The organism is Spirillospora sp. CA-108201 (assembly GCF_050936235.1).
In the GTDB taxonomy this organism is placed as follows: Bacteria; Actinomycetota; Actinomycetes; order Streptosporangiales; family Streptosporangiaceae; genus Spirillospora.
On sequence record NZ_JBNJNE010000001.1, the window covers coordinates 5,014,219 to 5,037,246 of the forward strand.

19 protein-coding genes are annotated in these 23,028 nt (G+C 72.4%); 9 read left to right on the forward strand and 10 right to left on the reverse strand.

The window, feature by feature from the left end:
• Positions 1 to 83: 83 nt before the first annotated feature.
• The gene (locus ACQEU6_RS24135) at positions 84 to 1,763 is read left to right on the forward strand and encodes a bifunctional metallophosphatase/5'-nucleotidase (protein WP_499335205.1); all 1,680 of its coding nucleotides are present in this window, start codon (positions 84 to 86) and stop codon (positions 1,761 to 1,763) included.
• A gap of 435 nt (positions 1,764 to 2,198) precedes the next feature.
• On the opposite strand, the gene ACQEU6_RS24140 is transcribed toward ACQEU6_RS24135, so the two are convergent.
• The 5 genes from ACQEU6_RS24140 to ACQEU6_RS24160 all read right to left on the reverse strand — a co-directional run bounded on the left by ACQEU6_RS24140 (position 2,199) and on the right by ACQEU6_RS24160 (position 10,025).
• Positions 2,199 to 3,359 (reverse strand): inorganic phosphate transporter, encoded by a 1,161-nt coding sequence (locus ACQEU6_RS24140; RefSeq protein WP_499335206.1) that lies wholly within the window; start codon positions 3,357 to 3,359, stop codon positions 2,199 to 2,201.
• Positions 3,356 to 3,973 carry a DUF47 domain-containing protein gene (locus ACQEU6_RS24145; RefSeq protein ID WP_396083675.1) on the reverse strand — a complete coding sequence of 206 codons (618 nt, stop codon included), beginning with the start codon at positions 3,971 to 3,973 and terminating at the stop codon, positions 3,356 to 3,358. Before ACQEU6_RS24145 ends, ACQEU6_RS24140 begins: the two co-directional genes overlap by 4 nt.
• Positions 3,974 to 4,296: 323 nt before the next feature.
• Positions 4,297 to 4,488 carry a hypothetical protein gene (locus ACQEU6_RS24150; RefSeq protein ID WP_499335209.1) on the reverse strand — a complete coding sequence of 64 codons (192 nt, stop codon included), beginning with the start codon at positions 4,486 to 4,488 and terminating at the stop codon, positions 4,297 to 4,299.
• Between the two features lie 335 nt (positions 4,489 to 4,823).
• A complete protein-coding gene (locus ACQEU6_RS24155) occupies positions 4,824 to 8,972 on the reverse strand; it encodes an AAA family ATPase (protein ID WP_499335211.1) in 4,149 nt (1,382 codons plus the stop codon).
• Positions 8,973 to 9,503: 531 nt separating this feature from the next.
• Complete coding sequence (locus tag ACQEU6_RS24160) at positions 9,504 to 10,025, reverse strand: gamma carbonic anhydrase family protein (protein ID WP_499335213.1); 522 nt, start codon at positions 10,023 to 10,025, stop codon at positions 9,504 to 9,506.
• A gap of 236 nt (positions 10,026 to 10,261) precedes the next feature.
• Between ACQEU6_RS24160 and ACQEU6_RS24165 the strand changes: the two genes are divergently transcribed.
• From ACQEU6_RS24165 to ACQEU6_RS24180, 4 genes are all read left to right on the forward strand, one after another.
• Positions 10,262 to 11,449 (forward strand): hypothetical protein, encoded by a 1,188-nt coding sequence (locus ACQEU6_RS24165; protein ID WP_499335215.1) that lies wholly within the window; start codon positions 10,262 to 10,264, stop codon positions 11,447 to 11,449.
• 130 nt (positions 11,450 to 11,579) lie between these two features.
• Positions 11,580 to 12,107, forward strand: coding sequence for a peptide deformylase (def, locus tag ACQEU6_RS24170; RefSeq protein ID WP_499335216.1), 528 nt, complete (start codon positions 11,580 to 11,582; stop codon positions 12,105 to 12,107).
• Positions 12,108 to 12,443: 336 nt separating this feature from the next.
• Complete coding sequence (locus tag ACQEU6_RS24175; RefSeq protein ID WP_499335217.1) at positions 12,444 to 13,172, forward strand: response regulator transcription factor; 729 nt, start codon at positions 12,444 to 12,446, stop codon at positions 13,170 to 13,172.
• Positions 13,172 to 14,785, forward strand: coding sequence for a sensor histidine kinase (locus tag ACQEU6_RS24180; protein WP_499335219.1), 1,614 nt, complete (start codon positions 13,172 to 13,174; stop codon positions 14,783 to 14,785). The genes ACQEU6_RS24175 and ACQEU6_RS24180 overlap by 1 nt, the downstream gene beginning before the upstream one ends.
• A gap of 249 nt (positions 14,786 to 15,034) precedes the next feature.
• Here ACQEU6_RS24180 and ACQEU6_RS24185 read toward each other — a convergent pair whose 3' ends face one another.
• Positions 15,035 to 15,349 (reverse strand): hypothetical protein, encoded by a 315-nt coding sequence (locus ACQEU6_RS24185; protein ID WP_499335221.1) that lies wholly within the window; start codon positions 15,347 to 15,349, stop codon positions 15,035 to 15,037.
• A gap of 60 nt (positions 15,350 to 15,409) precedes the next feature.
• On the opposite strand from ACQEU6_RS24185, the gene ACQEU6_RS24190 reads away from it, so the two are divergent.
• The gene (locus ACQEU6_RS24190; RefSeq protein ID WP_499335222.1) at positions 15,410 to 16,324 is read left to right on the forward strand and encodes a S1C family serine protease; all 915 of its coding nucleotides are present in this window, start codon (positions 15,410 to 15,412) and stop codon (positions 16,322 to 16,324) included.
• Between the two features lie 168 nt (positions 16,325 to 16,492).
• Here ACQEU6_RS24190 and ACQEU6_RS24195 read toward each other — a convergent pair whose 3' ends face one another.
• Positions 16,493 to 17,374 (reverse strand): oxygenase MpaB family protein, encoded by an 882-nt coding sequence (locus tag ACQEU6_RS24195; RefSeq protein WP_499335224.1) that lies wholly within the window; start codon positions 17,372 to 17,374, stop codon positions 16,493 to 16,495.
• 120 nt (positions 17,375 to 17,494) lie between these two features.
• On the opposite strand from ACQEU6_RS24195, the gene arfB reads away from it, so the two are divergent.
• Together arfB and ACQEU6_RS24205 are read left to right on the forward strand one after the other, a co-directional pair.
• A complete protein-coding gene (arfB, locus tag ACQEU6_RS24200) occupies positions 17,495 to 17,920 on the forward strand; it encodes an alternative ribosome rescue aminoacyl-tRNA hydrolase ArfB (RefSeq protein ID WP_499335226.1) in 426 nt (141 codons plus the stop codon).
• Between the two features lie 37 nt (positions 17,921 to 17,957).
• Positions 17,958 to 18,446 carry an isochorismatase family protein gene (locus tag ACQEU6_RS24205; RefSeq protein WP_499335228.1) on the forward strand — a complete coding sequence of 163 codons (489 nt, stop codon included), beginning with the start codon at positions 17,958 to 17,960 and terminating at the stop codon, positions 18,444 to 18,446.
• Between the two features lie 195 nt (positions 18,447 to 18,641).
• On the opposite strand, the gene ACQEU6_RS24210 is transcribed toward ACQEU6_RS24205, so the two are convergent.
• Both ACQEU6_RS24210 and ACQEU6_RS24215 read right to left on the reverse strand, forming a co-directional pair.
• Positions 18,642 to 20,000, reverse strand: coding sequence for a M4 family metallopeptidase (locus ACQEU6_RS24210; RefSeq protein WP_499335229.1), 1,359 nt, complete (start codon positions 19,998 to 20,000; stop codon positions 18,642 to 18,644).
• Positions 20,001 to 20,015: 15 nt separating this feature from the next.
• Positions 20,016 to 20,753, reverse strand: a complete 738-nt coding sequence (locus ACQEU6_RS24215) for a L,D-transpeptidase family protein (RefSeq protein WP_499335230.1) — start codon at positions 20,751 to 20,753, stop codon at positions 20,016 to 20,018.
• A 412-nt stretch (positions 20,754 to 21,165) separates the two neighbouring features.
• Between ACQEU6_RS24215 and ACQEU6_RS24220 the strand changes: the two genes are divergently transcribed.
• A complete protein-coding gene (locus ACQEU6_RS24220; protein ID WP_499335231.1) occupies positions 21,166 to 21,585 on the forward strand; it encodes a PASTA domain-containing protein in 420 nt (139 codons plus the stop codon).
• A gap of 126 nt (positions 21,586 to 21,711) precedes the next feature.
• Here ACQEU6_RS24220 and ACQEU6_RS24225 read toward each other — a convergent pair whose 3' ends face one another.
• The gene (locus ACQEU6_RS24225; RefSeq protein WP_499335232.1) at positions 21,712 to 22,788 is read right to left on the reverse strand and encodes a hypothetical protein; all 1,077 of its coding nucleotides are present in this window, start codon (positions 22,786 to 22,788) and stop codon (positions 21,712 to 21,714) included.
• Positions 22,789 to 23,028: the final 240 nt, after the last annotated feature.

A 23,028-nucleotide genomic window follows, 5' to 3' on the forward strand; every position in this document is an offset into this window, starting at 1 on the left:
CGGCGCATCTGCTGTTCGATTTGTCACAGAAACGTCACCAGGTTGCTGGGTTGCGTATGCCGGGCGAATCTAGCGTCCTCAGAATGATTCGACGACGCACCTTTCTGGCCTGCGCCGCGGCGGGGCTGACAGTCGTGGGCGTGGCCGCGCAACCCGCCGCCGCGCGGCCCGCGCCGACCGCGTCCGTGCGGCTTCTCGCGCTGAACGACTTCCACGGCAACCTCGAACCCCCGTCCGGGAGCTCGGGGACGGCGATCGACGAGAACGGCGCCTCCGTCCCCGCCGGCGGCGCCGCCTACGTCGCCGCGCACCTCAAGCAGCTGCGCAACCGCGACACCCTCACCGTCGCGCAGGGCGACCTGATCGGCGCCTCGCCGCTGATCTCGGCCGCCTACCACGACGAGCCGTCCGTGCAGTTCCTCGGCGACGCCGGCGTCACGGCGTCGGCGGTCGGCAACCACGAGTTCGACGAGGGCTACCAGGAGCTGCGGCGCATCCAGAACGGCGGCTGCCACCCCGTCGACGGCTGCTCCCCGGCGGGCAAGTGGCGCGGCGCGAAGTTCGACTACCTCGGTGCGAACGTCCTGCTGAAGAAGAACGACCGGCCCGCCGTCAGGCCGTGGACGATCCGCCGCGTCAACGGCGTCCGGGTCGGCTTCATCGGCCTCGTCACCAAGACCACCCCGAGCATCGTCACGGCCGAGGGCATCAAGGACCTGAAGTTCCAGGACGAGGTGGACGCCGCGAACCGGGCCGCGCGCGAGCTGAAGCGCCGGCACGTCCGCGCGATGGTCGTGCTCGTGCACGAGGGCGACCAGGTCAAGTCCGGCGAGCGGCCGGACGAGTGCGGCGTCGTGCCCGGCGCCGGGACGCGCATCGCCCAGCAGGCCGACCCCGAGATCGACATGGTGCTGTCGGGGCACACCCACCAGCAGTACCTCTGCTCGGTCAAGGACCCGGCGGGCAACGCGCGGCTGTTCTCCTCCGGCTCCTCCTTCGGCCGCGTCATCACCGAGGTGAACCTCAAGGTGGACCGGCGGACCGGCGACGTCGTCCGGTCCTCGGTCAACGCCGACAACCACGTCGTGACGCGGGACGTCCCGCCGGACCCGGCGACGCAGACGTTCGTGCAGACCTGGAAGGACCGGGTCTCCGTGATCGCCGACAAGCCCATCGGCAAGATCACCGCGGATCTGACCCGGACCCCGTCCCCCGCGGGCGAGACCGCGCTCGGCGACGTCATCGCCGACGGGCAGCTCGCCGGGACCAAGGACCTCGGCGCGCAGGTCGCGCTGATGAACCCGGGCGGCGTCCGCACCGACCTCGTCTACAAGGCGAGCGGCTCGGAGGGCGACGGGGTCGTCACCTACGGCGAGGCGTTCGCCGTGCAGCCGTTCAGCAACGTGATGGGCGTGACGTCGCTGACGGGCGCGCAGATCGACGCCCTCCTGGAGCAGCAGTGGACGGCCGCGGGCGAGAAGATCCTCCAGCCGTCGGCGAACCTGCGCTTCACCATCGACCGCGGCAGGCCGGTCGGCGACCGCGTCTCGGCGATCACCATCGACGGGACCCCGGTCGACCCGGCCGCCACCTACAAGGTCGCGGCGAACAACTTCCTGCTCGGCGGCGGTGACGGCTTCTCCGTCTTCACCGAGGGCAAGGACCAGGTCCTCGGCGCCATCGACCTGGACGCGTTCGTCGCCTACTTCACCGCCCAGGGAACGATCTCCCCGCCCGCGCTGAACCGCATCTCCGGCCAGTGAGCATGCTTTCCGGCCGGTGAGCATGGTCGCGGAACAGCGGCACGATCTCGGCCCAAAGAGCATTGCTTTCCGGCCCCGTGATCACGGCCTCGGCCCCGTGAGCACAGCCTCCGCTCGGCAAGCGTGACGCCGGCCCGGCGAGCATGATCTCGGCCGAGCGAGCATGCTTCCGGGCCGGCGAGCACGACCTCGGCCCGGCGAGCACGACCTCGGCCCGGCGAGCACGACCTCGGCCCGGCGAGCACGACCTCGGCCCGGCGAGCACAGCCTCGGGGCGGCGAGCGTGATCTCGGGCCGGTGCGCGTGGTTCCGGGTCGGTGGGCGTGGTCTCGGGGCTGGGAGCACGCGTGGCCCGTGTGCCGGGCGCCTCAGGGGCGTCCAGGCGCACGGGCCGCGCGCGTGTCGGCTCAGCGTTTCGGCTTGGGGAGCCGGGGCTCACGCGCCGAAGAAGTGGACGACGTAGTAGACGGCCGCCGCCACCGCCGCGGCCGCGGGCATCGTGAGCACCCACGCGACGAGGATGTTGCCGGCGACGCCCCAGCGGACCGCGGAGAGCCGCTTGGTGGCCCCCGACCCCATGATCGCCGAGGTGATCGTGTGGGTGGTGGAGATTGGAGCGTGCCAGATGAAGGCGGTCGCGTACAGGACGACGGAGGCGGTCGCTTCGGCGGCGAAGCCCTTCGGCGGATCGACCTCGATCACCTTGCGGCCCAGCGTGCGCATGATGCGCCAGCCGCCCGCGTAGGTCCCGGCCGACAGCGCCCCCGCGCACGCGATGATGACCCACCAGGGGACCGAGTTGCCGTCCGAGTGCCCGGTCGTGACCAGCGCGAGGACGATGATGCCCATCGTCTTCTGGGCGTCCTGCAGACCGTGGCCGAGCGCCAGGGACGCGGCGGACATGGTCTGCGCGATGCGGAAGCGGCGGCCGACCCGGCTCGGGTTGGACCGCCGGAAGATCCACAGGATCGCGACCATGACCAGGTAGGCGAGGCAGAACCCGACCACCGGCGACACCACCATCGGCACCGCGACCTTGTCGACGACGCTCGACCAGTTGACCTCCGACAGCGAGGCCAGTCCGGCGCCGACGACCCCGCCGATCAGCGCGTGCGAGGACGACGACGGCAGCCCGAAGTACCAGGTGATCAGGTTCCAGGTGATCGCGCCCAGCACTCCGGCCGCGACGACGGTGAGGCCGTGCAGGCCGGTCGGCGGCGTGATGACCTCGCTGATCGTCTTGGCCACGCCGACGCCGAGCAGCGCGCCGATCATGTTCATCGCCGCGGCCATGCCGAGCGCCACCCGCGGGGTGAGCGCCCGGGTCGAGACCGCCGTGGCGATCGCGTTGGCCGCGTCGTGGAACCCGTTGGTGTAGTCGAACACCAGGGCCACCACGACGACGAGGATCAGCACCGCCATCTGCGCGCCGGACCGCAGCCCGAGCGCGCCCGCGATCATGACGACCAGCACGCCGGCCAGGAGGAGCAGCCAGGCGCGTCCGGAGACCCGGCGGGTCGCCTGCTCGCCCAGCGTCTCGGCGGTGGCCGGGGACTCTCGGGTGAGGGTGGCGCCGGGGTCCTCGGCAGCGCTCATGATTCCTTGACCGCTATGGTCTCGACCGTGTTCGCCACGTGCTCGAAAGCGTCGGCGGCGTCCTCCAGCCGGTCGATGACCTGCTTGAGCTTCAGCACGGTCAGGGTGTCGTACTCGCCGCTGAACAGCTGGGCCAGCAGCTTGCGGTAGACCTGGTCGCCCTGGTTCTCCAGCCGGTTGATCTCGATCCAGTACTCGTTGAGCTCCTTCATCGACCGCAGCCGGGGCATGGCCTCGGCGGTCAGCTCGGCGGCGCGCTCCAGGACCTCGACCATGTGGACGATGCCCTTCGGAAACTCGTCGATCTTGTAGAGGACGACGAGGTCCGCGGCCTCCTCCATCTCGTCCATGACGTCGTCGATCGTCGAGGCCAGCCGGTAGATGTCCTCGCGGTCGAAGGGCGTGATGAACGTTTCGTTCAACCGTCGCATGATCGCGTGGGTGTTTTCGTCGCCCGCGTGTTCGCAGGCGCGCATCTTCTCCGCGATCGCCGCCCGGTCGGCGCCGTCGCTGATGAGTTCCACGAGCAGCCTGGCGCCGGTGACCAGGTTGTTCGCCGAGTCGGCGAACATGTCGTAGAAGCTGTCCTCACGCGGCGTGAGACGCAAGCGCACGTCGTTCTCCTGATGTGCCGGAACAGTCCGCTGAGGATCGTAGGCGCAACCAGCCGTAAAAAGAACCTTTGCCCCGGCTTCGGCTGCTGTCCGCCATCCTCTCACCTACAAGGTTGCCCTAGATCAGGAGGTACATACCCCGCGAGAAGGCCCGTATCTGGAGGAAGGTTCGCCGTTTCGGGCCGTGCGGGGGGCCTGAGCGCACCGACAGCGATGATCAAGAGTGAGATTCGTTACAGTGCCGCTACCTGGGCGGCAAGCTTCGGCGTGACTGAAATGACGAACCGGGGACGCCCCGAAACGGCGTCCCCGGTTACGGTGCTTCAATCCTGTGGCGTCAGCTCACGCCGACCGGCGTCGCCGGACCGAACTCCGAGTACCATGTCGATCTCGGCGATGGTCAGCGGCCGCTCCGCCGCCGCCACCGCGCCGAGCATCTCGGCATAGAGTTCGATCTCATCCAGCGCGACGCGGTCGTGGACGCGCAGATCGAGATTCTGGCGCACCGCGTCCACCTCCGTTCGTTCCCCACACCCGACGTCGAGGCTACGCGTCTCGGCGCGGCGGGCACATGACCCAAGAGGGCCATTCGAGGGCCACCTCGCCCCTGCCCGTCCGGGGGAGGTCCGCGTGCACCGCCGGACGGCCGCACACCCGGTTTCAGGAGCCCGCACCCCGGACTGTCTAGCCTTCCCAGGTGGTGCCGATCTGATGCGCATGGCCCATTGACCATGGGACAAATCGCCCATGAGGCATGATGTCAAATGGTGCCAACGGGACGAGGCGTACCTATGAGACACGGCACGTATGAGCCACGGGCCGTCAGACGAGTGTGCGCGAACGGGGTCGGTCACCGCTCCTGCCGGAAGCCCGGCTGCGTTCCCTGGTGGAAGCCTCCGAGCATCTGCTCCAGCGGCGATTCGGGCAGGTCGCGGACCGTCAGCCGGGCCACGGTCGCGGCGTTGACGTCGGCCCCCGCGAGCCGCGCCGCCTGCCGCGCCACCGTCTGCTCGAACAGCACGCGGACCGTCCGCGCGTAGGCGAACTGCGGGTCGTCCCGCAGTCGCGAGAACCGGTTGAGCAGCTCGACGCGCAGTTCCTCGTCCAGCATGTAGAGGTCGCGTTCGGCGTAGCTCTGGAAGAGCTGGACCATGTCGCGGTCGCCCATCCCGGTGAACTCCAAAGTCCGCCCGAACTCGGCGCGGAAGGCGGGGTTGCCCGTGAGGAAGCCTTCCATCTCCGCCGCCGGACTGGAGCAGACCACCATGAACCGGGCCCTGCCCTGGCCCTCCGCGCCCTGCTTCATGTGGCGCAGCAGCTCCCCCACCACGCCGGGCGACCGGTCGAGGAGGTGCGCCTCCTGGATGAGCAGCACCCCGCCGAGCGCCTGCTCGATCATGCTCGCGACCCGGTTCTCGGTGTCGACCCGGTCGCGCCCCGCCAGGTGGACGGGGCGGCAGGCGACCACGTGCCCGGAGTTCAGCAGCCCGAGCGCCGCGTAGATCCCGCCGACGAGGCCGGCGACGGTCGTCTTGCCGGTGCCGGGCGGCCCCGTGAAGACCAGGTGCCGCGCGTCGCCGTCGGTCATCCCGTACCGGGCCCGGTCGGCCGCGAGCCCCGCCTCCTCGGCGAGCTCCGCCACCGCCTCCTTGACGTCCTCCAGCCCGGTGAGCTGGTCGAGGCGGTGCAGGTAGCCGTCGATGTCGCCGGGCGGGCGCAGCGCCGGCTCGATGCCCTCGGCGACGCCTGTGAGGTCGTCCGGGGTCAGCACGAGCCGGTCGTGGGACGCCCCGGCGCGCTCCATGTTCCGCTGGGCGGCCTGGTCCAGGTACGCCTCGACCAGCCGCGCGTTGACCAGGTCGCCCGGCCCGCGCAGCCGCTCCAGGTCGGCGCGGACCACCTCCAGGGCCGCCGCGCCGATCGTCACGCGCCGCTCCTCCGCCAGCAGGTGCAGCAGCGTCATCCGGTTGTCGAGGTCGCCGAAGTCGGGCAGCCGGTGGACGCGGAACGACTGCACGAGCTTCGGATGGTCCTGCAGCATCCGCTTGTAGGCGCGCGGCTCGCAGGTCGCGATCACCGGCGTGGTGTTCACCGGGTCGCGCCGGGCGCGCCGCACCGCGCCGACGAGCGCGGCCGGGTCGGACGTGCCGGCGAGGGCCACGTCCAGCCGCTCGAAGAGGATCACCGGACCCGGCTGCCCGAGCAGCTGCCCGAGCCGGTCCGGCGGCGCGTTGCGGACGTCCTCGGCGTCGTGGGCGCGGATCGACCCGTCGCCGAGCCCCGCGTTGGCCAGCGTCAGCGCGATCATCCGGGCGAGCCGCCGCTGCCCCGAGTGCGGGGCGCCGACCAGCAGCACGCCGGGGACGCCGGACCTGATCGAACTGGGCGCGCCGTCCACGCGGGTGCGCTCGACGTCGTCGCCCGCCGGGGCCTTCCACACCTCGGCCTGCGCCTTCAGGTCGCCGAGGAGCACGGCCGCGTCGTGCTCGCCGTACACGAAGCCGAACCCGAACCGCTCCAGGACGCGGCGGGTGCTGCGGTCGCTCGGCGGCGGGATCTCGTGGACGGGCTGGTCCGGCGACGGCGTGTCGTCCAGGAAGTCGAAGCCCCCGACCATCGTGCTGGACATGACCTTCGTCCCAGGGCCGCCGCCGGGGACGGGCTGCCCAGGGACGGGGGGCACGGGACTGGGGGGCACGGGGCCTGGCGGGGCGTCCTCGATGTCTCCCGGGCCGAGGATGCGCGTCCCCGGCGGCTGGCCCGGTGCGCCCGGCTGGCCCGGCTGGGCCGGTTGGCCCTGCTGGCTTGGCTGCGGGGGGCCGCCCTGGTCCTCCATGCGCGTCGCGTACGGATCGAAGGCCTGCGGCTGCGGCTCGGGCACGGGCGGCGCGGGGTTCGCCGGGCCCGGCGGGATGTTCGGCTGCGCGTTCGGCTGGGGCGGCGGAGCCGAGCCCGCGGGCTGGTATCCCAGCACCGTGTACGGCGGCACGAAGTTCTCGTCCTGCTTCTCCTCCTCCGGAGGGGAGAAACCGCCGAGCTCCTGCGGGGGCCCGGGCGTGTGACTCGCCTGGACCGGCTCGGGCGCGACCGGCTGGCCCGGAACCGGCGCGGGCGGAACCGGACTCTGCATCGGCGCCGGCGGGGCCGGATTCTGCATGGGCGCCGGGTTCTGCATCGGCGCCGGCGGAGCCGGATTCTGCCCGGGCGCGGGCGGCACAGCACCGTGGCGCTGGAAGCCCAACTCGGTGTACGGCGGCGCGACGTTGCCGTCGTCCCTGTCCTCCTCGGCGGGCGAGTGGCCGCCCATCCCCGGGTCCGGGGACGCGAACCCCGGGGGCCCCGAGGGCGGCGGGGAGGCGAACGCGGCCTGCTGGCCATGGCTGGGCGCGGGGGCATGCCCGGCGGCCGGGCCGGGCGCGTTCTCCCAGCCGGGCTGGGCGGGCGGCTGGACGAACGGGCGGCCGGGCTCGGACGGCGCGAAGTTCGCCCCGGACGCCTCCTGCGGCGACGCGCCGGGGGCCAGGCCGGGCTGGCTCGGCATGTTGAACGGGGACGGCTGCGGCGGCGCCGGATTGGACGGCGGCGCGCTCGTCGGCGCGGCGGCCGTGGCGCGGGCCCGGTCGCGTCCGATGATCCCCGCGACGACCGCCGTCGGGACGGGGAAGCCGCGCGGGCGGGCGGGCATGCCGCCGAGCCGGCACCACGCCAGGTCGACCTCGTACATGGCGGCGAGCAGCGACTCGGCACCCGGACCGGATCCGGCGGCCGACCTCAGCGGCTCCGGGAGCCGCATGTCCTGCGGCCACAGGCGGCGCAGCGGGTGCCCCTTCTGCTGCGACACCGCCTGCACGCTGTAGCGGATCTCAGGGTCCAGCCAGGGCACGATGGTGCCGACCATGTCCTTGCGGACGACGTCCAGGTCGGCGGCGAGCAGGGCGGCGGCCACGAGCCGGGGCTCGATGTAGGCCGGTTCGGCGGGGTCGCCCGACAGGTCGGCAATCAGCTCGCTGAGCGTGTAGAAGGCGTGCCGGAAGTTGTCGCCCGGCGAACTCTCGTTCCTCAGCGCGGGCACCAGGTTGGGCGGGCACCGCGTCAGCCACTGCTGGACGATCGCCTGGTCGCCGTAGGGCAGCGCGCCGTAGTCGACGGTCGGGTTGGACAGGGTGGCGCCGAGGATGGCGAGCAGCGCGTCCGCCCTCACCTGGAACCGGACGTCGTCGCGGAGCGCGCTGGCGACGGCCCACATCGTCCGCAGGACCACCACCGCGGCGTCCACCCGGCTGGCGCGCAGCCGCTCGGCGTAGAGCGCGACCAGCGTCTCCAGGGCGGGCGGGGTGAGCCAGCGCGGGCCGTCCACGTCGGGGAGGGGCCTGGCGCGGTAGGGCTTCCACAGGTCGAGCATCTGGGCGTCCAGCCGCGAGTCGAACGCGGGCGCGGCGGAACACCACAGCATCACGCCCCAGGCGACGGCGACGGTGGACGGCGTCTCGCTCGTGAACTCCCGCCACCAGTGCGGGTAGTCGGGCGCCGCCAGCGTGGCGGCGGACTCCACGGTCGAGCGGACCCGCGAGGTCAGCTCCGTCGCGAACCCGTGCGCGACGAAGGGCAGCCCGGAAGGCGGATCGTAGGAGAAGTCGGGCCCCGCCGGGATGACGTGCGGCGGCAGCGCCGGGACCTGCCCGGCCCCCTGCTGCGCGGGCCGCCCGGCCATCCGGACGGTGGGGATGCGCGGCGGCGGGCACAGGTACCACTGACCGTCGGACGGGTGCAGCCGGTACCAGCGGGCCCAGGCGCCGAACAGCCACCACGTCCCGTCGGGCAGGACGAGCATGCGTCCCGCGATGGCGTGATGGCGCTGCTGCGGAGGCGCCGACGGCCACCACGCGGCGGCCACCATCGCCCTCGTGTCGCGCTCTGCCTCCGCGAACGGATCGTGCCCCGCCTGGGGGCTGGGCGGCGGAGCACTGCCATAGCCCGGTCCCCACACCACGATGGTCATCGTAGTCAGCAGAATCCGGCCGAGGCTCCCCCCAGCCGCGGTTTCCGCACGTTCTCGCAGGTCAGACGATTATCAGAGGCAGGGAAACAACCAGATCCGGCAAGCCGCAACACACTCCGCCCCGCCCCCCGTTTCCACCCGCGCCGTCCAGCCCCCGCAAGGCCGAGTCCCCCAGAACCGCGCCGTTCAGGCCCCTTGGGCAGCGCCGTCCCACCAGACCCGCGCCGTTCAGCCCACTCGGCAGCGCCGCTCCACAACGCCGCGCTGTTCTCCCAGAGCCATTCCACAGAGCCGCACCGTCACACAGAGCCGCACCGTCACACAGAGCCGCACCGTCACACAGAGCCGCACCGTTCAGCCCACTGGGCAGTGCCGACCTACAAGGCCCGCGCCGTTCAGCCCCCACTCGGCAGCGCTGTTATTCAGAGCCGCGCGGTTCCCCAAGCTGTTCCACAGAGCCGCGTTGTTCAGGCCTACTGGGCGGCGCCGTTCAGCCCACTCGGCGGCGCCGTGCTGCAGAGCCGGGCGTGTTCAGGCCCACTGGGCGGTGCGGTGGCGTTCGGCCTTCTGGATGTAGACCTCGGGCGTGTACCGCAGGACGGCGCGGTCGTCGTCGGTCAACTCTCGGACGATCTTGCCGGGGGTGCCGGCGACGAGCACCCCGGACGGGATCTTCTTGCCGGGCGGGACGAGCGCGCCGGCCGCGATGAGCGTCCCGGAGCCGATGCGGGCGCCGTTCAGCACGATGGCGCCGATGCCGATGAGCGAGCCGGTCTCGACATGGGCTCCGTGCACCATCGCCTTGTGGCCGAGGCTGACCCGGTCCTCCAGGACGGCCGGCATGCCCGGGTCGGAGTGCATGCAGCTGAGGTCCTGGATGTTGCACTCCTCGCCGACGACGATCTCCTCGTCGTCGCCGCGCAGCACCGAGCCGTACCAGACGCTGGACGCGCGGCCCAGCGTCACCCGTCCGACCACGACCGCGCCGGGCGCGACCCACGCGGTGGGATCGATCTCCGGCCGGTCCTCGCCCAAGGCTCCCAGGTAGCTCATGGCGCCGATGGTAGTCGGCCCCCGGTGGAGCGTTTTCTCCGTAGATTGGATAGTTTGTCGCGCACGCCCATGTGACGAAACGGCAGCGAGAAGTGCGTTCCGGTTGCGCGAATGGGGTGGACCGGACAAGAGTCGTCCTGACGTTTCCCACCGTGGGCCGCTCACCGGCGGGTGAGGATCGCAACTCAACCGACCCTGACGGGGCGCCGACCCCCGCCAACGACCCCCAAGGCATCATGAGCAACGAAGCCGAAATCCTGCCGAACCTCCTCCAAGAAGAGTCCTTCGAGATCGTCATGCGCGGCTACAACCGCCGCCAGGTCGACGACTACATCGCCCGCGCCCAGCAGAAGCACCGTGAACTAGAGGCGCGGCTCGCCCGCGCGCAGGACGAGGTCGAGCGGATCCGCCGTGAGATGGCCGAGGTCCGGGAGGCCCGCAAGCCGACCGGCGACGACCTGAGCGACCGGCTCCGGCAGATCATCAACCTCGCCGAGGACGAGGCCCAGGAGAAGCTGGCCGAGGCCGAGGCCAAGGGCGGCGAGATCCGCAAGGACGCCGAGCGCGAGTCCAAGCGGATCATCGACGAGGCCCGCTCCAACGCCGACCGGAACCTCGCGCAGGCGCAGGAGAAGGCCGAGCACGTGCTCGCCTCCGCCGAGAAGGAGTCCGACAGCGTCCTGTCGTCCGCCAAGCAGGAGGCCGAGCAGACGGTGACCAGTGCCCGGCTGGAGGCCGAGCGCACCCTCACCGCGTCCGAGCGCCGCGCCAGCGTGATCAACGAGGGCGCCACCCAGCGGCTCACCGCGCTCACCAAGAACCACACCCAGGCCCTCCAGCGCCTCACCGAGATCAGCGACACGCTGCACCGGCTGCTGACCGCCGAGAACGAGGCGGGCCCGCTGGAGAAGATGGTCGAGGACGCCGTCCGGCAGAGCCCGGTGCCCCGCAAGCAGGCGCAGCCCGCGCAGGCGGCCCCCGCGCAGCCCGCGTCCGGGGCCAAGCCGGCGCCGGCCCCCGCCAAGCCCGCCCCGGCCAAGCCTGCCGCGGCCAAGCCCGCCTCTCCCGCCGCTCCGGCTCAGGCAAGCCCGGCGCAGCCCGGCCCGGCCAAGCCGAGCCCCGCGGCGACGAGCCCCGCACAGGCGAGCCCGTCCCAGACGAGCCCGTCGCCGACCGACCCGTCACAGGTGAGCCCGTCCCAGACCGGCCCGGCCAAGTCGAGCCCGCCGCAGGCGAGCCCCGTGCCGACGGCCTCGCCGCAGGCCAGCCCGCCGCAGACCGCGCCGCCGGTCAAGAAGCCCGAGCCGTCCCCGGCCGCCGACGCCCCCGCGCCGCAGGCCAAGCCCTCCCGCCCGGACGAGGACTCCGGCGGTCCCGCGACCACCCCCATCCCGCCCCAGCAGCGCGGCCCCATCGAGCTGTAGAGCAAGAGCAAGAGCGAGCGCGAGTTGTAGAGCGTGCATGCCGCCGTCGGGCGGTGCGCCGGGTCCTGAGCAGGCCGGGCGCACCGCCCGACGCGTTTTCCGGGATCCGGCGTTATATAGGATCTTGATCGTGAGCAAACGGACCCATCCGCGCGGAACCGCCCGCCCGGTCAGGCTTCTCGGGGACCCGGTCCTGCGCACCGAGTGCGACCCGGTCCGGACGTTCGACGCGTCCCTGGAGCGCCTCGTCGACGACATGTTCGTCACCATGTACGAGGAGGACGGCGCCGGCCTCGCCGCCAACCAGATCGGCGTCGGCCTGCGGCTGTTCGTCTACGACTGCGAGGACGACCGGGGGCGCCGCCACATCGGCCACGTCGTCAACCCGACGCTGGTGGCCGCCGACGGCGAGCGGGTGGTCGAGTCGGAGGGCTGCCTGTCGGTCCCCGGCCTGCGCTTCGACACCCCCCGCCACCAGCACGCCGTCGTCGAGGGCGTGGACGTGAAGGGCAGGCCCGTCCGCGTCGGGGGCACCGGCTACTTCGCCCGCTGCCTCCAGCACGAGTGCGACCACCTGGCGGGCGCGGTCTACATCGACGTGCTGTCCGGGGACGCCCGCCGCGAGGCGATGCGGGCGATCCGCGCCCTCCGCGACTAGGCTGCGTTCGCGAGTCCCGGCCCGCTTCGCTCGCCTGGCGGCTCGCTACGTGACCAGGCCTGAGCGAACGCGGCATCACTTCGCGATCAGCCCGGTTCGGCTCAACTCCGGTTTCGCTCAACTCCGGCTTCGCCGCACCGGGCGGGTCACGCGTTCGCGGCCGAAGCCACTTCGAGACGGGCCCTGGGCGCCCCGAGCGCGGGCACGCGCGGTCCCGTGCGGTCCCGTGCGATCCACCTGTCCGGCGCGGGCGCTCAACCTTTCCTCTGCCCGCGTTCAGGGGGCATTCAGGTTGGGATGGAAGCCTCTGCGATGATGTGGAAGGGGACTGTGCCAGTGGTTGAACGTACGGCGAACGGCGGAAGGGCGGCGGAGGCGACGCTGCTCGTCGTCGAGGACGAGCCCAACATCCTGGAGCTCCTCGCCGGCAGCCTGCGCTTCACCGGCTTCGACGTGATCACCGCCACCAACGGCGCGGACGCGGTGCGGTCGGCGCGGCGGCACCGTCCCGACCTGATCGTGCTGGACGTGATGCTGCCCGACATCGACGGGTTCGACGTCGCGCGGCGGCTGCGGTCCGGCGGCGACCACACCCCGGTGCTGTTCCTGACCGCGCGGGACGCCGTCCAGGACCGGATCAAGGGGCTGACCATCGGCGGCGACGACTACGTCACCAAGCCGTTCAGCCTGGAGGAGGTCATCGCCCGCATCCGGGCGGTGCTGCGCCGGTTCCGCGGCGGCGTGACCGAGCCGCCGCCGCGCATGGTGTTCGCCGACATCGAGCTGGACGAGGACAGCCACGAGGTGTGGCGCGGCGGCAGGCCCGTCCAGCTGTCGCCGACCGAGTTCAAGCTGCTGCGCTACTTCATGGCGAACGCGGGCCGGGTCGTGTCCAAGGCGCAGATCCTCGACCACGTGTGGAACTACGACTTCCGCGGCGACGCGGGCATCGTCGAGTCGTACGTGTCCGCGCTGCGCCGCAAGGTGGACAACACCGAGCCCCGACTGATCCACACGCTGCGCGGCGTCGGCTACGTGCTGCGCGAACCGTCGAGAACGGGCTGATGGCCACGCGGGCCTCCCCGGCTGCCGCCGCCCCTTCCGCGCGGCGGGGCGACGGCGGCGCGGCGCCCGCGGGGGGGCTCGTGCGGCTGTGGGCCCGCACCTCGCTGCGCGTCAAGCTGATCGCCGGGATGCTCGTGCTGGTCACGCTCGGCATGACCGTGATGAGCGCGGCGGGTGCGTCCGTGCTGCGGCAGTACCTCGTCGGACGGGCCGACGACCAGCTGCGCGGTTCGGTCGGGCGGGCGGTCGACCAGGTCGTCCCGCAGCTGCAGAGCGGGCAGACGCGGATCACCGTGCGGATCCCGAGCGAGATGTTCGGGCAGGTCCGCACGACCGACGGCCGCTCGCTCGGGCAGAACCTGGCGTGGAGCGAGTCCGGCCATCCGCGTCTGCCGGCGAACCTGAACAAGCACGTCGACCGGCCGTTCACCGTGACCGGGACCGGCGGGTCGACCTGGCGGATCCTGGCGGAGCCGATCCCCGGCGGCGCGGTGATCGTGCTCGCGTTCAGCCTGGAGGAGATCGACCGGACCGTCCAGCGGCTGGTGGTGATCGACGCGATCGTCGGGCTGGCGGTGCTGGCGGTACTGGCGGTGGTCGGCGTCGGCGTCGTCCGGGCCAGCCTGCGGCCGCTGTCGGCGGTGGAGGAGACGGCGGGCGCGATCGCGGCGGGCGACCTGTCCCGGCGCGTCCCGGAGGCCGATCCGGGGACGGAGATGGGCCGGCTCGGACGGTCGCTGAACACGATGCTGGGGCAGATCGAGGCGGCGTTCGGCGCACGCGCGGAGTCGGAGGCGGCGGCCCGGCGCTCGGAGGAGACGGCCCTGCGCTCCGAGGAAACAGCACGGCGCTCCGAGGAAACAGCACGGCGCTCGGAGGAAACGGCACGGCGCTCGGAAGAGACGGCGCGGCGCTCGGAGGAGCGGATGCGGCGGTTCGTCGCGGACGCCAGCCACGAACTGCGCACCCCGCTGACCGCGATCCGCGGGTTCGCGGAGTTCTACCGGCAGGGCGCGGCCCGCTCCCCCGAGGAGCTGAACCGGCTGATCGGCCGGATCGAGGAGACCGCGTCCCGGATGGGCCTGCTCGTGGAGGACCTGCTGCTGCTCGCCCGCCTGGACCGCCAGCGCCCGATCGAGCGGCGTCCGGTGGACCTGCTCGCCGTCGCCGCCGACTCTGTCCAGGAGGCGAGAGTCCTGGCACCCGAGCGCACGATCGATCTCACCGTCGAGGGAGGCATGGCGTACCAGGTTCTGGGGGACGAGCCGCGGCTGCGGCAGGTCCTCGGCAACCTGCTCACCAACGCGATCACGCACACGCCGGAGGGCACGCCGGTCGAGGTGCGGCTGTCGCCGGGCACCCTGCGCGGCGAGCCGGCCGCCGTCGCCGCCGTCGTCGACCAGGGACCCGGCCTGGCTCCCGAGCAGGTGGAGCGGGTTTTCGAGCGCTTCTACCGCTCCGACGAAGGACGCTCCCGCGACGACGGCGGCGCCGGTCTCGGCCTCGCCATCGTCGCCGCCCTCGTCGCCGCGCACGACGGCATCGTCCGGGCCGACTCCGCGCCCGGCGAGGGCGCGACGTTCTCGGTCGTCCTTCCGCTGGCGGAAGACTAGAGACGGCTTCTGGAAGACGCCGGCGGCATTCAGGAAACGTTCAGGATCGTGGGTTCCAATGGACTCACAGGGCGCGCCCCGGTCTCGACGGGGAGCGGGAGGCCGCGCCCTGGCCAACTTCGCGAACCACCAGCGGGCACGACCAGCGAGTACGACCGGCGAGCACGACCGGCGAGTCCCGGCGACGGACCGGTCACCGCGGCCGGAGGGGACCACCCTTCGGCCGCTTTTCCATTACATGCGGGTTCTTCAAGACATATAGGCGTTCAGCACACTTTCAGGTTGGCTCCAGGCAGCCTGCAGACCCGGGGCGCACTCTTCATGGTGAGAGAGCGACAGGGGGATCCGATGAACGCCGACCGGCCGCAGCAGCAGCCCTGGGAGCCGAGCAGACACGACCAGCCGGGCGAACCAGAACAGCCAGGCACCCCCGGGCAGCACGCCCAGCCCGGCGGACACGCCCAGCATGAACAGCAGGCACAGCACGGGCAGCAGGCACAGCACGGGCAGCAGGCACAGCACGGGCAGCAGGCAGGCCCTGGAAGGCCCGGCTTCGAGCCGCACCCGCAGTGGACGGGCACCGTCCCGCCGTCTCAGCAGCCGACGCCGCCGTCCCGTCCAGGCATGTTCGCCGCCCCGGGGGGTTTCGCAGCGGGTGCGCCCGGCACGGACGCGTTCGGCACCAGCACGGCCGGCCCGGGGATGTTCGGCACGGGGATGTTCGGCACGGCACGGCGCAAGCTCGCCGCGGTGGGGGCCGCGATGGCGCTGGCCCTGGGGGCGGGCGGCGCCGGCGCGGGCGCCGTGCTGGCGCTGACGCACAAGAGCACCGTCTACGCGAGCCCGACGGCCGTCTCGGGGGTCACGTCCAAGAGCACGACCGCGCAGGTCGCCGCCGCCGTCCAGCCGAGCGTGGTGTCGATCCAGGCGCGGACGGCGTCCGGCACGGAGGGCGGCTCGGGCGTGGTCCTGCGCTCGGACGGGGTGATCCTCACCAACGCGCACGTGGTGTCGGGGGCCCAGCAGGTCGCGGTGAAGTTCAGCGACGGCAGGACCGCGTCGGCGGAGGTCCTCGGCGCCGACAAGGCGGAGGACATCGCCGTGGTCAAGGCGCGGGGCGTGTCGGGCCTCAAGCCCGCGACGCTCGGCGCGAACCGCAGCGTCGCCGTCGGTGACCAGGTCCTGGCCGTGGGAAGCCCGCTCGGGCTGGACGGCTCGGTGACGTCGGGCATCGTCAGCGCCCTCGGCCGCGAGATCCAGGAGGGCGGCGACCAGCAGCAGCAGCTCCCGCCGGGCCTCCAGGGACAGCTGTCGCAACAGCAGCAGACCGTGATCAAGAACGCGATCCAGACGGACGCCGCCATCAACCCCGGCAACTCCGGCGGCGCGCTGGTGAACGCCGCGGGCCAGGTGATCGGCGTCAACACCGCCATCGCCACGTCCGGGAGCAGCGAGGGGAACATCGGGGTCGGTTTCGCCATCCCCGTCGACTCCGCCAAGAAGGCCGCCGACGCGATCATCGCCGGCGCATCGGTCTGACCCGGGACGCCGTCCGGCCAGGGCTCTGGGGGGAGCGGGCGGCGGACGGCGACCCGGGCCAGTAGGTCCTCCCGGCCGGGCCGGGCGGGAGGACCGAGCAAGGGAGAGCGGCCGCGTGACCTGCCTGTGAGTCACGCGGCCGCTCACACACGCCCCCGGCCCTTGGGATTAGTCGTGACTTGGGGGTGTGGGGCGCGGCTTGGGGATGGGGCGGCGGTTGAGTTTGGTCAGCATGCGTCGTGTCGTGAGGAGGTAGTACTCGCGCGGCAGCGTGCGGAGGCGCAGTGGGAGGCGCGGGTACACGAGGGCGATCGACCCGACGAGGAGCCGGAAGCGGCGCTCCCTCCGGGCGTCCCATCTCCACCCGTACTGCTCGCGGATCGGCGCGGGCATGAGCCCCGCGGTGAGCAGACGGATCGCCGCGAGTCCGGGTGCGTGCAGCGGACCGCCGGGCAGCCTCGGGTTGAGCACCTGCTCGGCGATGGCCCGCGACGCGTCGGTGATCTCCAGGCTCCGCAGCATGCTCGCGTAGTACTCGCGGAAGAGCGGATAGGTCCCCGGCATGCGGTCCTCCGGGCAGCCGAGGATCGTCGCGTAGATCTTGGTCTGCCGGTAGAACTCCTCCAGCTCCGCGTCGGTGAACGTCCGCCGGAAGACCGCCTGGTAGAACTGCACCGCCACCGCGAACAGCGTGGCCGCGACCCACACCTGCAACTCCGGGTCGTTCGCCTCGTAGCCGGGGCCCGTGACGGTCGAGTGCCCCTTGGTCACCAGGGCGCTGAAGGTCTCGGCCTCCTCCCGCGTCCCGAACTGCACCGCGTAGAGCCACCCCATGGTGTTGCGCAGCCTGCGCAGCGGGTCGTCCGCCGTGTAGCTGTGGTCGTAGACGCCCTGCGCCACCTTGGGATGCGCGGTCTGCAGCAACGACGCGGCCCCGCCCGCGGCGATCAGCACGCCCTCCCGCGTGACGACGCGGATGAGGTCGTCGTCCTGGAAGAGTCCGTTTTCATCGGCGCCGGGGTCGGCGTGGGCATCGGCAGGCGCGGTCATGGCGCCCATTGTAAGTAAGTACTTTCAGCTGACGCCAGTCGAGCCGTGGGACGGGCGTCGCGGGAGCGGCGGAGCGAAATTGACGCGACCGGGCCGATCCTTCCCTGCGACAATGGGGGCATGCCCGCCCAGATCCACATCCGAGGCTCGGTCTCCATTCCGGAGTCCGAGCTCGGCTGGCGTTTCTCCCGCTCGTCGGGGCCGGGCGGGCAGCACGTCAACACCAGCGCCACCGCCGCCGAACTCTCCTTCGACGTCGCGAACTCGCCGTCGCTCCCCGAGCCGCTGCGCGCCCGCGCCCTGGAGCGCCTCTCCGGCCGGCTGGTCCGGGGCGTCCTCACGATCCGCGCCGAGGAGTACCGCTCCCAGCAGCGCAACCGCGACGCCGCCCGCACCCGCCTCGCGACCCTCCTGGCCGAGGCGACGGCCCCTCCCCCGAAGAAGCGCGTCCCCAAGAAGATCCCTCGCGGCATCAACGAGCGGCGGCTGGAGAACAAGAAGCGCCGCAGCAACGTGAAGCGCCAGCGCGGCGCCCGCTGGGACTGACCCCCGCCGCATCCGCGGCCGCCCTAAAATGATCTTCATGTCTTCCGGGCTCGTCCTCATCGACCTCATGCCGCGCATCCTGGCGCTGCCGCTCGCCCCCCACTCCGGGGAGGACGTCCTCGACCGCTGCCGGGCGCTCGCCGGCGCGTTCCGCGCGCAGGGGCGGCCGGTCGCGCTCGTGCGCGTCGAGCGTCCGAACATCGCCGAGCAGCCCGCGGGCAGCGAGGTGGCGCCCGGACTCGAAGAGCCCGGCGACATCGTCGTCGTGAAGCGGACGATCGGCGCGTTCCACGGCACCGACCTGCACGAGCGCCTGCGGGAGCGGGGAGTGACGACGCTCGTCTTCGGCGGGCTCGTCACGACCATGGGCGTGGAGTCGACCGCGCGGGTCGCGAGCGACCACGACTACGAGCTGGAGTTCGTCGCGGACGCGATGTCCGACCGCACCGCCGAGGAGCACGACTTCGCCGTGCGCCGCACGTTCCCACGGTTCGGCACCGTCAGGAACACCGCCGACTACCTCTGACCAACCCCGGCTGGCCCTGACCACCCCGGCTGGCCCTGACCACCCCCGGCTGGCTCTGACCACCCCGGCTGCGGCTGGGGGGTTGGGGCGCCGCGGTGCTCGGTGGGGAGCACCGCGGCGCGTGGGGCTGGTCAGACCCTTTGCCAGTCAGACCCTTTGCCAGTCAGACCCTTTGCCAGTCAGACCCTTTGCCAGTCAGACCCGTTGCCAGAGGGCGGGGACGTTGGGCGGGGTCCAACCGGGCAGGGCGGTGTGGGCCTGGAGGCAGCGGTAGCTCGCGCCGTCGTAGGTCACCACGTCGCCGGCGTTGTACGCGGTGCCCGCGGCCCAGCTGCCGCTCGGGTCTCCGGGCCCGGGGTCGCCGGGGCCCGGGTCGCTGACGCGGCTGCCGACGTTGACGCCGGCCCACGCGTTCGCGGTCGCGGCGTACTCGGCGCTGGACTGCCCGTACAGCTTGGCCGCGGCCGCGAGGGTGGAGCGGCGGGCGTCGGCGTAGTCGGTGGTCGGGCGCATCTCCTCGGTGACCGCCTTGTACCAGATCGCCGTGGCCTTCTCCCGGCCGGTGCCGGTGACGGGCTTGCCGTCGGAGGTCGGCGAGTTGTACGTCGTGCCGTTGATCACCTTCGAGCCGCTGCCCTCGGACAGCAGGTAGAAGAAGTGGTTGGCGATGCCCGAGGAGTAGTGGACGTCCACGTTCCCGGCGTTCGGCGACCAGCTGTCCAGCGAGGAGCCGTCCTTGCTGGGACGGTCCATGTACCGCAGCGGCGCGCCGTCGCCGCGAAGGTTGATCTTCTCGCCGATGAGGTAGTCGCCGACGTCGCTGGAGTTGTTCGCCCAGAACTCCATCGCGCTGGCCATGATGTCGGAGGTCAGCTCGCCCATCTCGGTGAGCCCCTGCCCGGACAGGTCCAGCAGCGCGAGCCGGACCCGCACCCGCTGCGCGCGGCTGGCGTCGGCGGCCAGGACGGCGTCGGCGGCGCGGTGCGCGAGGTCGGGCAGCCCGCCGCTCGCGCCCGTCTCGGCCGCCGCGACCAGCCACTCCAGCCGCTCGGCGGCGGGCTCGGCGGGCGAGCGGTCCGCGGCCAGCGGGTACAGCTCGGCGGCCATCCGGCGCGAGCCCTGCCGGACGGCCTGCTCAGCGGCGGTGACCAGCGAGTGCGCGAGCTCGGCGGTCGGCCCCGGGTCGGCGAGGGCGCGGTGCCGGGCGCGTCCCGCCGCGTCCGGCACCACCTCGGCGAGGGCCCGGTGCACCCGCGCCAGGTGCGGCGCGTCGGCGGACTCGGCGAGGACGGTGCCGACCGCGGGCGGGGTGAACCGGATCCCGCCGCCCTCGGTGATCAGCAGCCCCGGCCCGGCGGCGTGCCCGATGTCGCGCGCGGCGTCGGCGCGCCCGGCGCGGCGCAGCAGGTCGGCCGTCGGCCGGATCGCCAGCGCCGCCATCAGCAGCGTCTCGCGGGCCCGCCCGGGCAGCCGCGCCAGCCGCTCGGCGATCACGGCCTGGACGCGCTGCGGCAGCGGGGCGGGCCGCCAGTGCCGCGGGACGCGCCCGGTCAACGCGGGGAACAGTGCTCAGGCGCGGAACAGGGTTTGGGGGGTTCCCATCATGATTCGGTCGTGCGGGCGCAGCGTTCGCATGACGGACTCCAGGACGGGGCGGTCCATCGCGACGCAGCCCGCGGTCTGGCCCGCGCCGACGTGCATGAAGATCGCCGACCCGTTTCCCTGGACGACCGGCGAGTCCGGGGGCCGGTTGTAGTTGATCACCACGGCCTGCCGGTAGGGCCCGCTCGCCATGATCTTCGAGAGGTCCTCGTCGGCGGGCCGGCACGCGCCCCGGTAGTAGCGGTTGTAGCGCCCGTCGCCGATCGTCGACCCCCAGCAGTCGCCGCTCTCGCGGAGCCTGCGGTAGGGGAGGCGGGTGCCGGGGTCCCCTTCGCCGAACGCCTCGGTCAGGCTGTAGGAGCCACTCGGCGACCTGCCGTCGCCCTCCCGCTTGGCGCCCGGTTCGGCGTACCCGTTCCGTCCCACATGTCCCGGTGCGGTGAGGACGGCCGCCCAGGAACGCCCTGCCCTGACGCATTCGGTGACGACCACCTCGGTCGTCCCGTACCGGGCCGCCACGGCGAACACCACATGCCGCGCCGAACCCGTTCCGTAGCGCACCTTCCCCTGGCTGAGCGCCCGGCAAGGGTCCTGCGCTCGCTCCGCGGCGAAGGCTCCCGAAGCAGGGAGAGCCGCCGCGAACAGCACCGCGGCGGAGGAGAGGGCGGAGGAGAGGACGGTGACCCGCATGGCACCCGAACGCATGACGCAGCTCCCTGCTCTTCCCCGGACAGCGTGCCGATGATCGCGTCCCGATCTCTACCCCGCCAGGGTTCCCCTCATCCCCGCCACCATGTCCACGGCGCCCGCCTGTCGGGCATCCGCGGGACCGAGGAGGTCACCGGGGGAACGACCGCGCCCGCCAGGAGATGACGCTCCGGGCCTCACACGCGTCCGGAACGTCGCTGATGACACTGTCCGGATGGCGACAAGCAGCTGACCGTGTGTGAACGCGCCCGGTGCCGCACCCGTCCCACACACGCCCCCGCCAAGGTCACGGTCATGGTCACGGTCACGGTCAACGACGACGGGAACACATATGTATCCACCGCCAACTTCGCCTCACCGCGCAGGCGTGTCAGGCCCGGTCGTCGCGGGGCTCTGCTTGTGCCTTGGCATGCTCGGCGGCTGTGTCGCGGGCATCGGCATGAGCGGCTCCGCCGAGCCCGCCGCGGCGGAGCAGCCGGACGCGGCACCCGCGCCGTCGACGGCCACGGCCCAGGCAGCCGCACCGGGCACCCCCGAAGTGAGCGCCGTTCCCTCGGCCCGTCCCACCACCTCGGTCCCGTCGCTCTCAGCGTCGAAGCCGCCCGTGAGGGCCCGCGTCCCGAACGTGGTCGGTCACAACCACCAGGCCGCGCAGAACGAACTGCAGGCGGCCGGGTTCTTCATGCTCGCGGAAGAGGACGCGACAGGGCAGGGCCGGATGCTGCTGCGGGATCGCAACTGGATCGTCGTCCGGCAGGAACCGCGTGCCGGAACGAAGGCCGACACCGAGAGGGAGATCGCCCTGTACTCGAAGAAGATCGGCGAATAGCCCGCACGAGCAGCGCGTGCACACCAGGCACGTGCACACCCAGGCACGCACGGCGCGGCGCGCGCTGCGGCGTCGGCCGGCCGCCGTTCCGGCCGAGGCGGCTCGGGCGGAACGGCGGCGGGTCGGCTACGAGAAGTACTCGATGAAGGGGATCTTCTTGTCGGGCTGGGACGCCGTGCCGGTGCTGACGATGCCGGTGGTGCCGGGGCGGGCGTCGATGTCGGACGCCTGGACGGTGCCGGTGCGGGCGGGACCGTTGATCGTCGTCCACGCGGTGCCGCTGTAGTGCATGTACTGGGTCGTGGTCCCGGTAGTGATCGGGAGCATGACGACGCCGCCCTTGCCGTCCGAGGACAGGCCGATGCCGGCGGCGTTCAGCGGCGTGTCGATCGTCTTCCAGGCCTTGCCGTCGTAGCGCTGGATCGCGTTGGTGATCTGGGCGTTCTGCCGGACGCGCAGCACGTACACGTTCGTCGGCGAGTCGGCGACGATGCGGTGCAGGGTGCCCTGGTAGCCGGGGACGCCCAGGGAGCCGGGGACGTCGATCTTCTTCCAGGACGTGCCGTCGAAGTGCATCACCAGGCCGGTGACGGACGTGCCGGTGGCGGACGTCGTTCCGGCGAGCCACACGTCGTTCTTCGCCCGGACGTCCACGGCGGTGATGGACGACGACGGCGGCAGCGGGACCTTCGGGTCGACCCACGCGGTGCCCGTCCAGCGCAGGATGGCGCTCGGGCCGCCGGCCGCGGCGTCGACGCCCGCGATGGAGTAGGCGGTGCCGTCGGCGGCGGCGGACACGGCGGTCGGGAAGCCCACCATCGGGTAGGCGACCTGGCTCCACTTGGCGCCGTTCCAGTAGAGGCCCAGGGTGCCGCTCAGGTTGTAGCCGATGACCCACGCCTTGCTCGCGCTGGAGACGGCGACGTCGGTCGGGGTGAAGCCGACCGGGCTCGCGTCGGCGACCCACGCCGAGCCGTTCCACTTGACGAGCTTGGCCTCCGGGCCGAAGAAGGAGCCGGCGGCGCCGACGGCCCATCCGGCGTTCTTCGCGCCGAAGTCGACCTTGTCCAGGCTGCCGTTGTAGGCGAGCGCCGTACTGCCGATGCTCTTCCACCCGGCGGCGTGCGCGGGGGCGGCCACCGCGACCGTCCCCGCGGCGCAGGCGAGGGCGGCGATCGTCGCCGGCACCGCTTTCCGTCTCATCTGTCGCAAGATCCACAGCTCCCAAGATCACAGCAAGCGTGCGGAAAGAGTACGGCATTACTTACTACTGGGTAAGTGGAACTTTCTGCACGACCGGATCAGGACGCAACAGAAACCACAAAACGCCCGGAACTATGAAGTTCCGGGCGCTCTGCGTGCCGACACGACGCCGGAGCGCTACCCGGGCCGGGCGCCTACTCCGGGGCCCGCCCGCCGCTCGGGCAGCCCGCCGCTCGGGCA

Excerpts from the sequence above, each read along its gene's own strand:
- ACQEU6_RS24135 (WP_499335205.1), top strand. The coding sequence starts at position 84 with ATGATTCGACGACGCACCTTTCTGGCCTGCGCCGCGGCGGGGCTGACA.
- ACQEU6_RS24140 (WP_499335206.1), bottom strand. The coding sequence starts at position 3,359 with ATGAGCGCTGCCGAGGACCCCGGCGCCACCCTCACCCGAGAGTCCCCG.
- ACQEU6_RS24155 (WP_499335211.1), bottom strand. The coding sequence starts at position 8,972 with ATGACCATCGTGGTGTGGGGACCGGGCTATGGCAGTGCTCCGCCGCCC.
- ACQEU6_RS24160 (WP_499335213.1), bottom strand. The coding sequence starts at position 10,025 with ATGAGCTACCTGGGAGCCTTGGGCGAGGACCGGCCGGAGATCGATCCC.
- ACQEU6_RS24165 (WP_499335215.1), top strand. The coding sequence starts at position 10,262 with ATGAGCAACGAAGCCGAAATCCTGCCGAACCTCCTCCAAGAAGAGTCC.
- ACQEU6_RS24180 (WP_499335219.1), top strand. The coding sequence starts at position 13,172 with ATGGCCACGCGGGCCTCCCCGGCTGCCGCCGCCCCTTCCGCGCGGCGG.
- ACQEU6_RS24190 (WP_499335222.1), top strand. The coding sequence starts at position 15,410 with ATGTTCGCCGCCCCGGGGGGTTTCGCAGCGGGTGCGCCCGGCACGGAC.
- ACQEU6_RS24195 (WP_499335224.1), bottom strand. The coding sequence starts at position 17,374 with ATGACCGCGCCTGCCGATGCCCACGCCGACCCCGGCGCCGATGAAAAC.
- arfB (WP_499335226.1), top strand. The coding sequence starts at position 17,495 with ATGCCCGCCCAGATCCACATCCGAGGCTCGGTCTCCATTCCGGAGTCC.
- ACQEU6_RS24205 (WP_499335228.1), top strand. The coding sequence starts at position 17,958 with ATGTCTTCCGGGCTCGTCCTCATCGACCTCATGCCGCGCATCCTGGCG.
- ACQEU6_RS24215 (WP_499335230.1), bottom strand. The coding sequence starts at position 20,753 with ATGCGTTCGGGTGCCATGCGGGTCACCGTCCTCTCCTCCGCCCTCTCC.
- ACQEU6_RS24220 (WP_499335231.1), top strand. The coding sequence starts at position 21,166 with ATGCTCGGCGGCTGTGTCGCGGGCATCGGCATGAGCGGCTCCGCCGAG.
- ACQEU6_RS24225 (WP_499335232.1), bottom strand. The coding sequence starts at position 22,788 with ATGAGACGGAAAGCGGTGCCGGCGACGATCGCCGCCCTCGCCTGCGCC.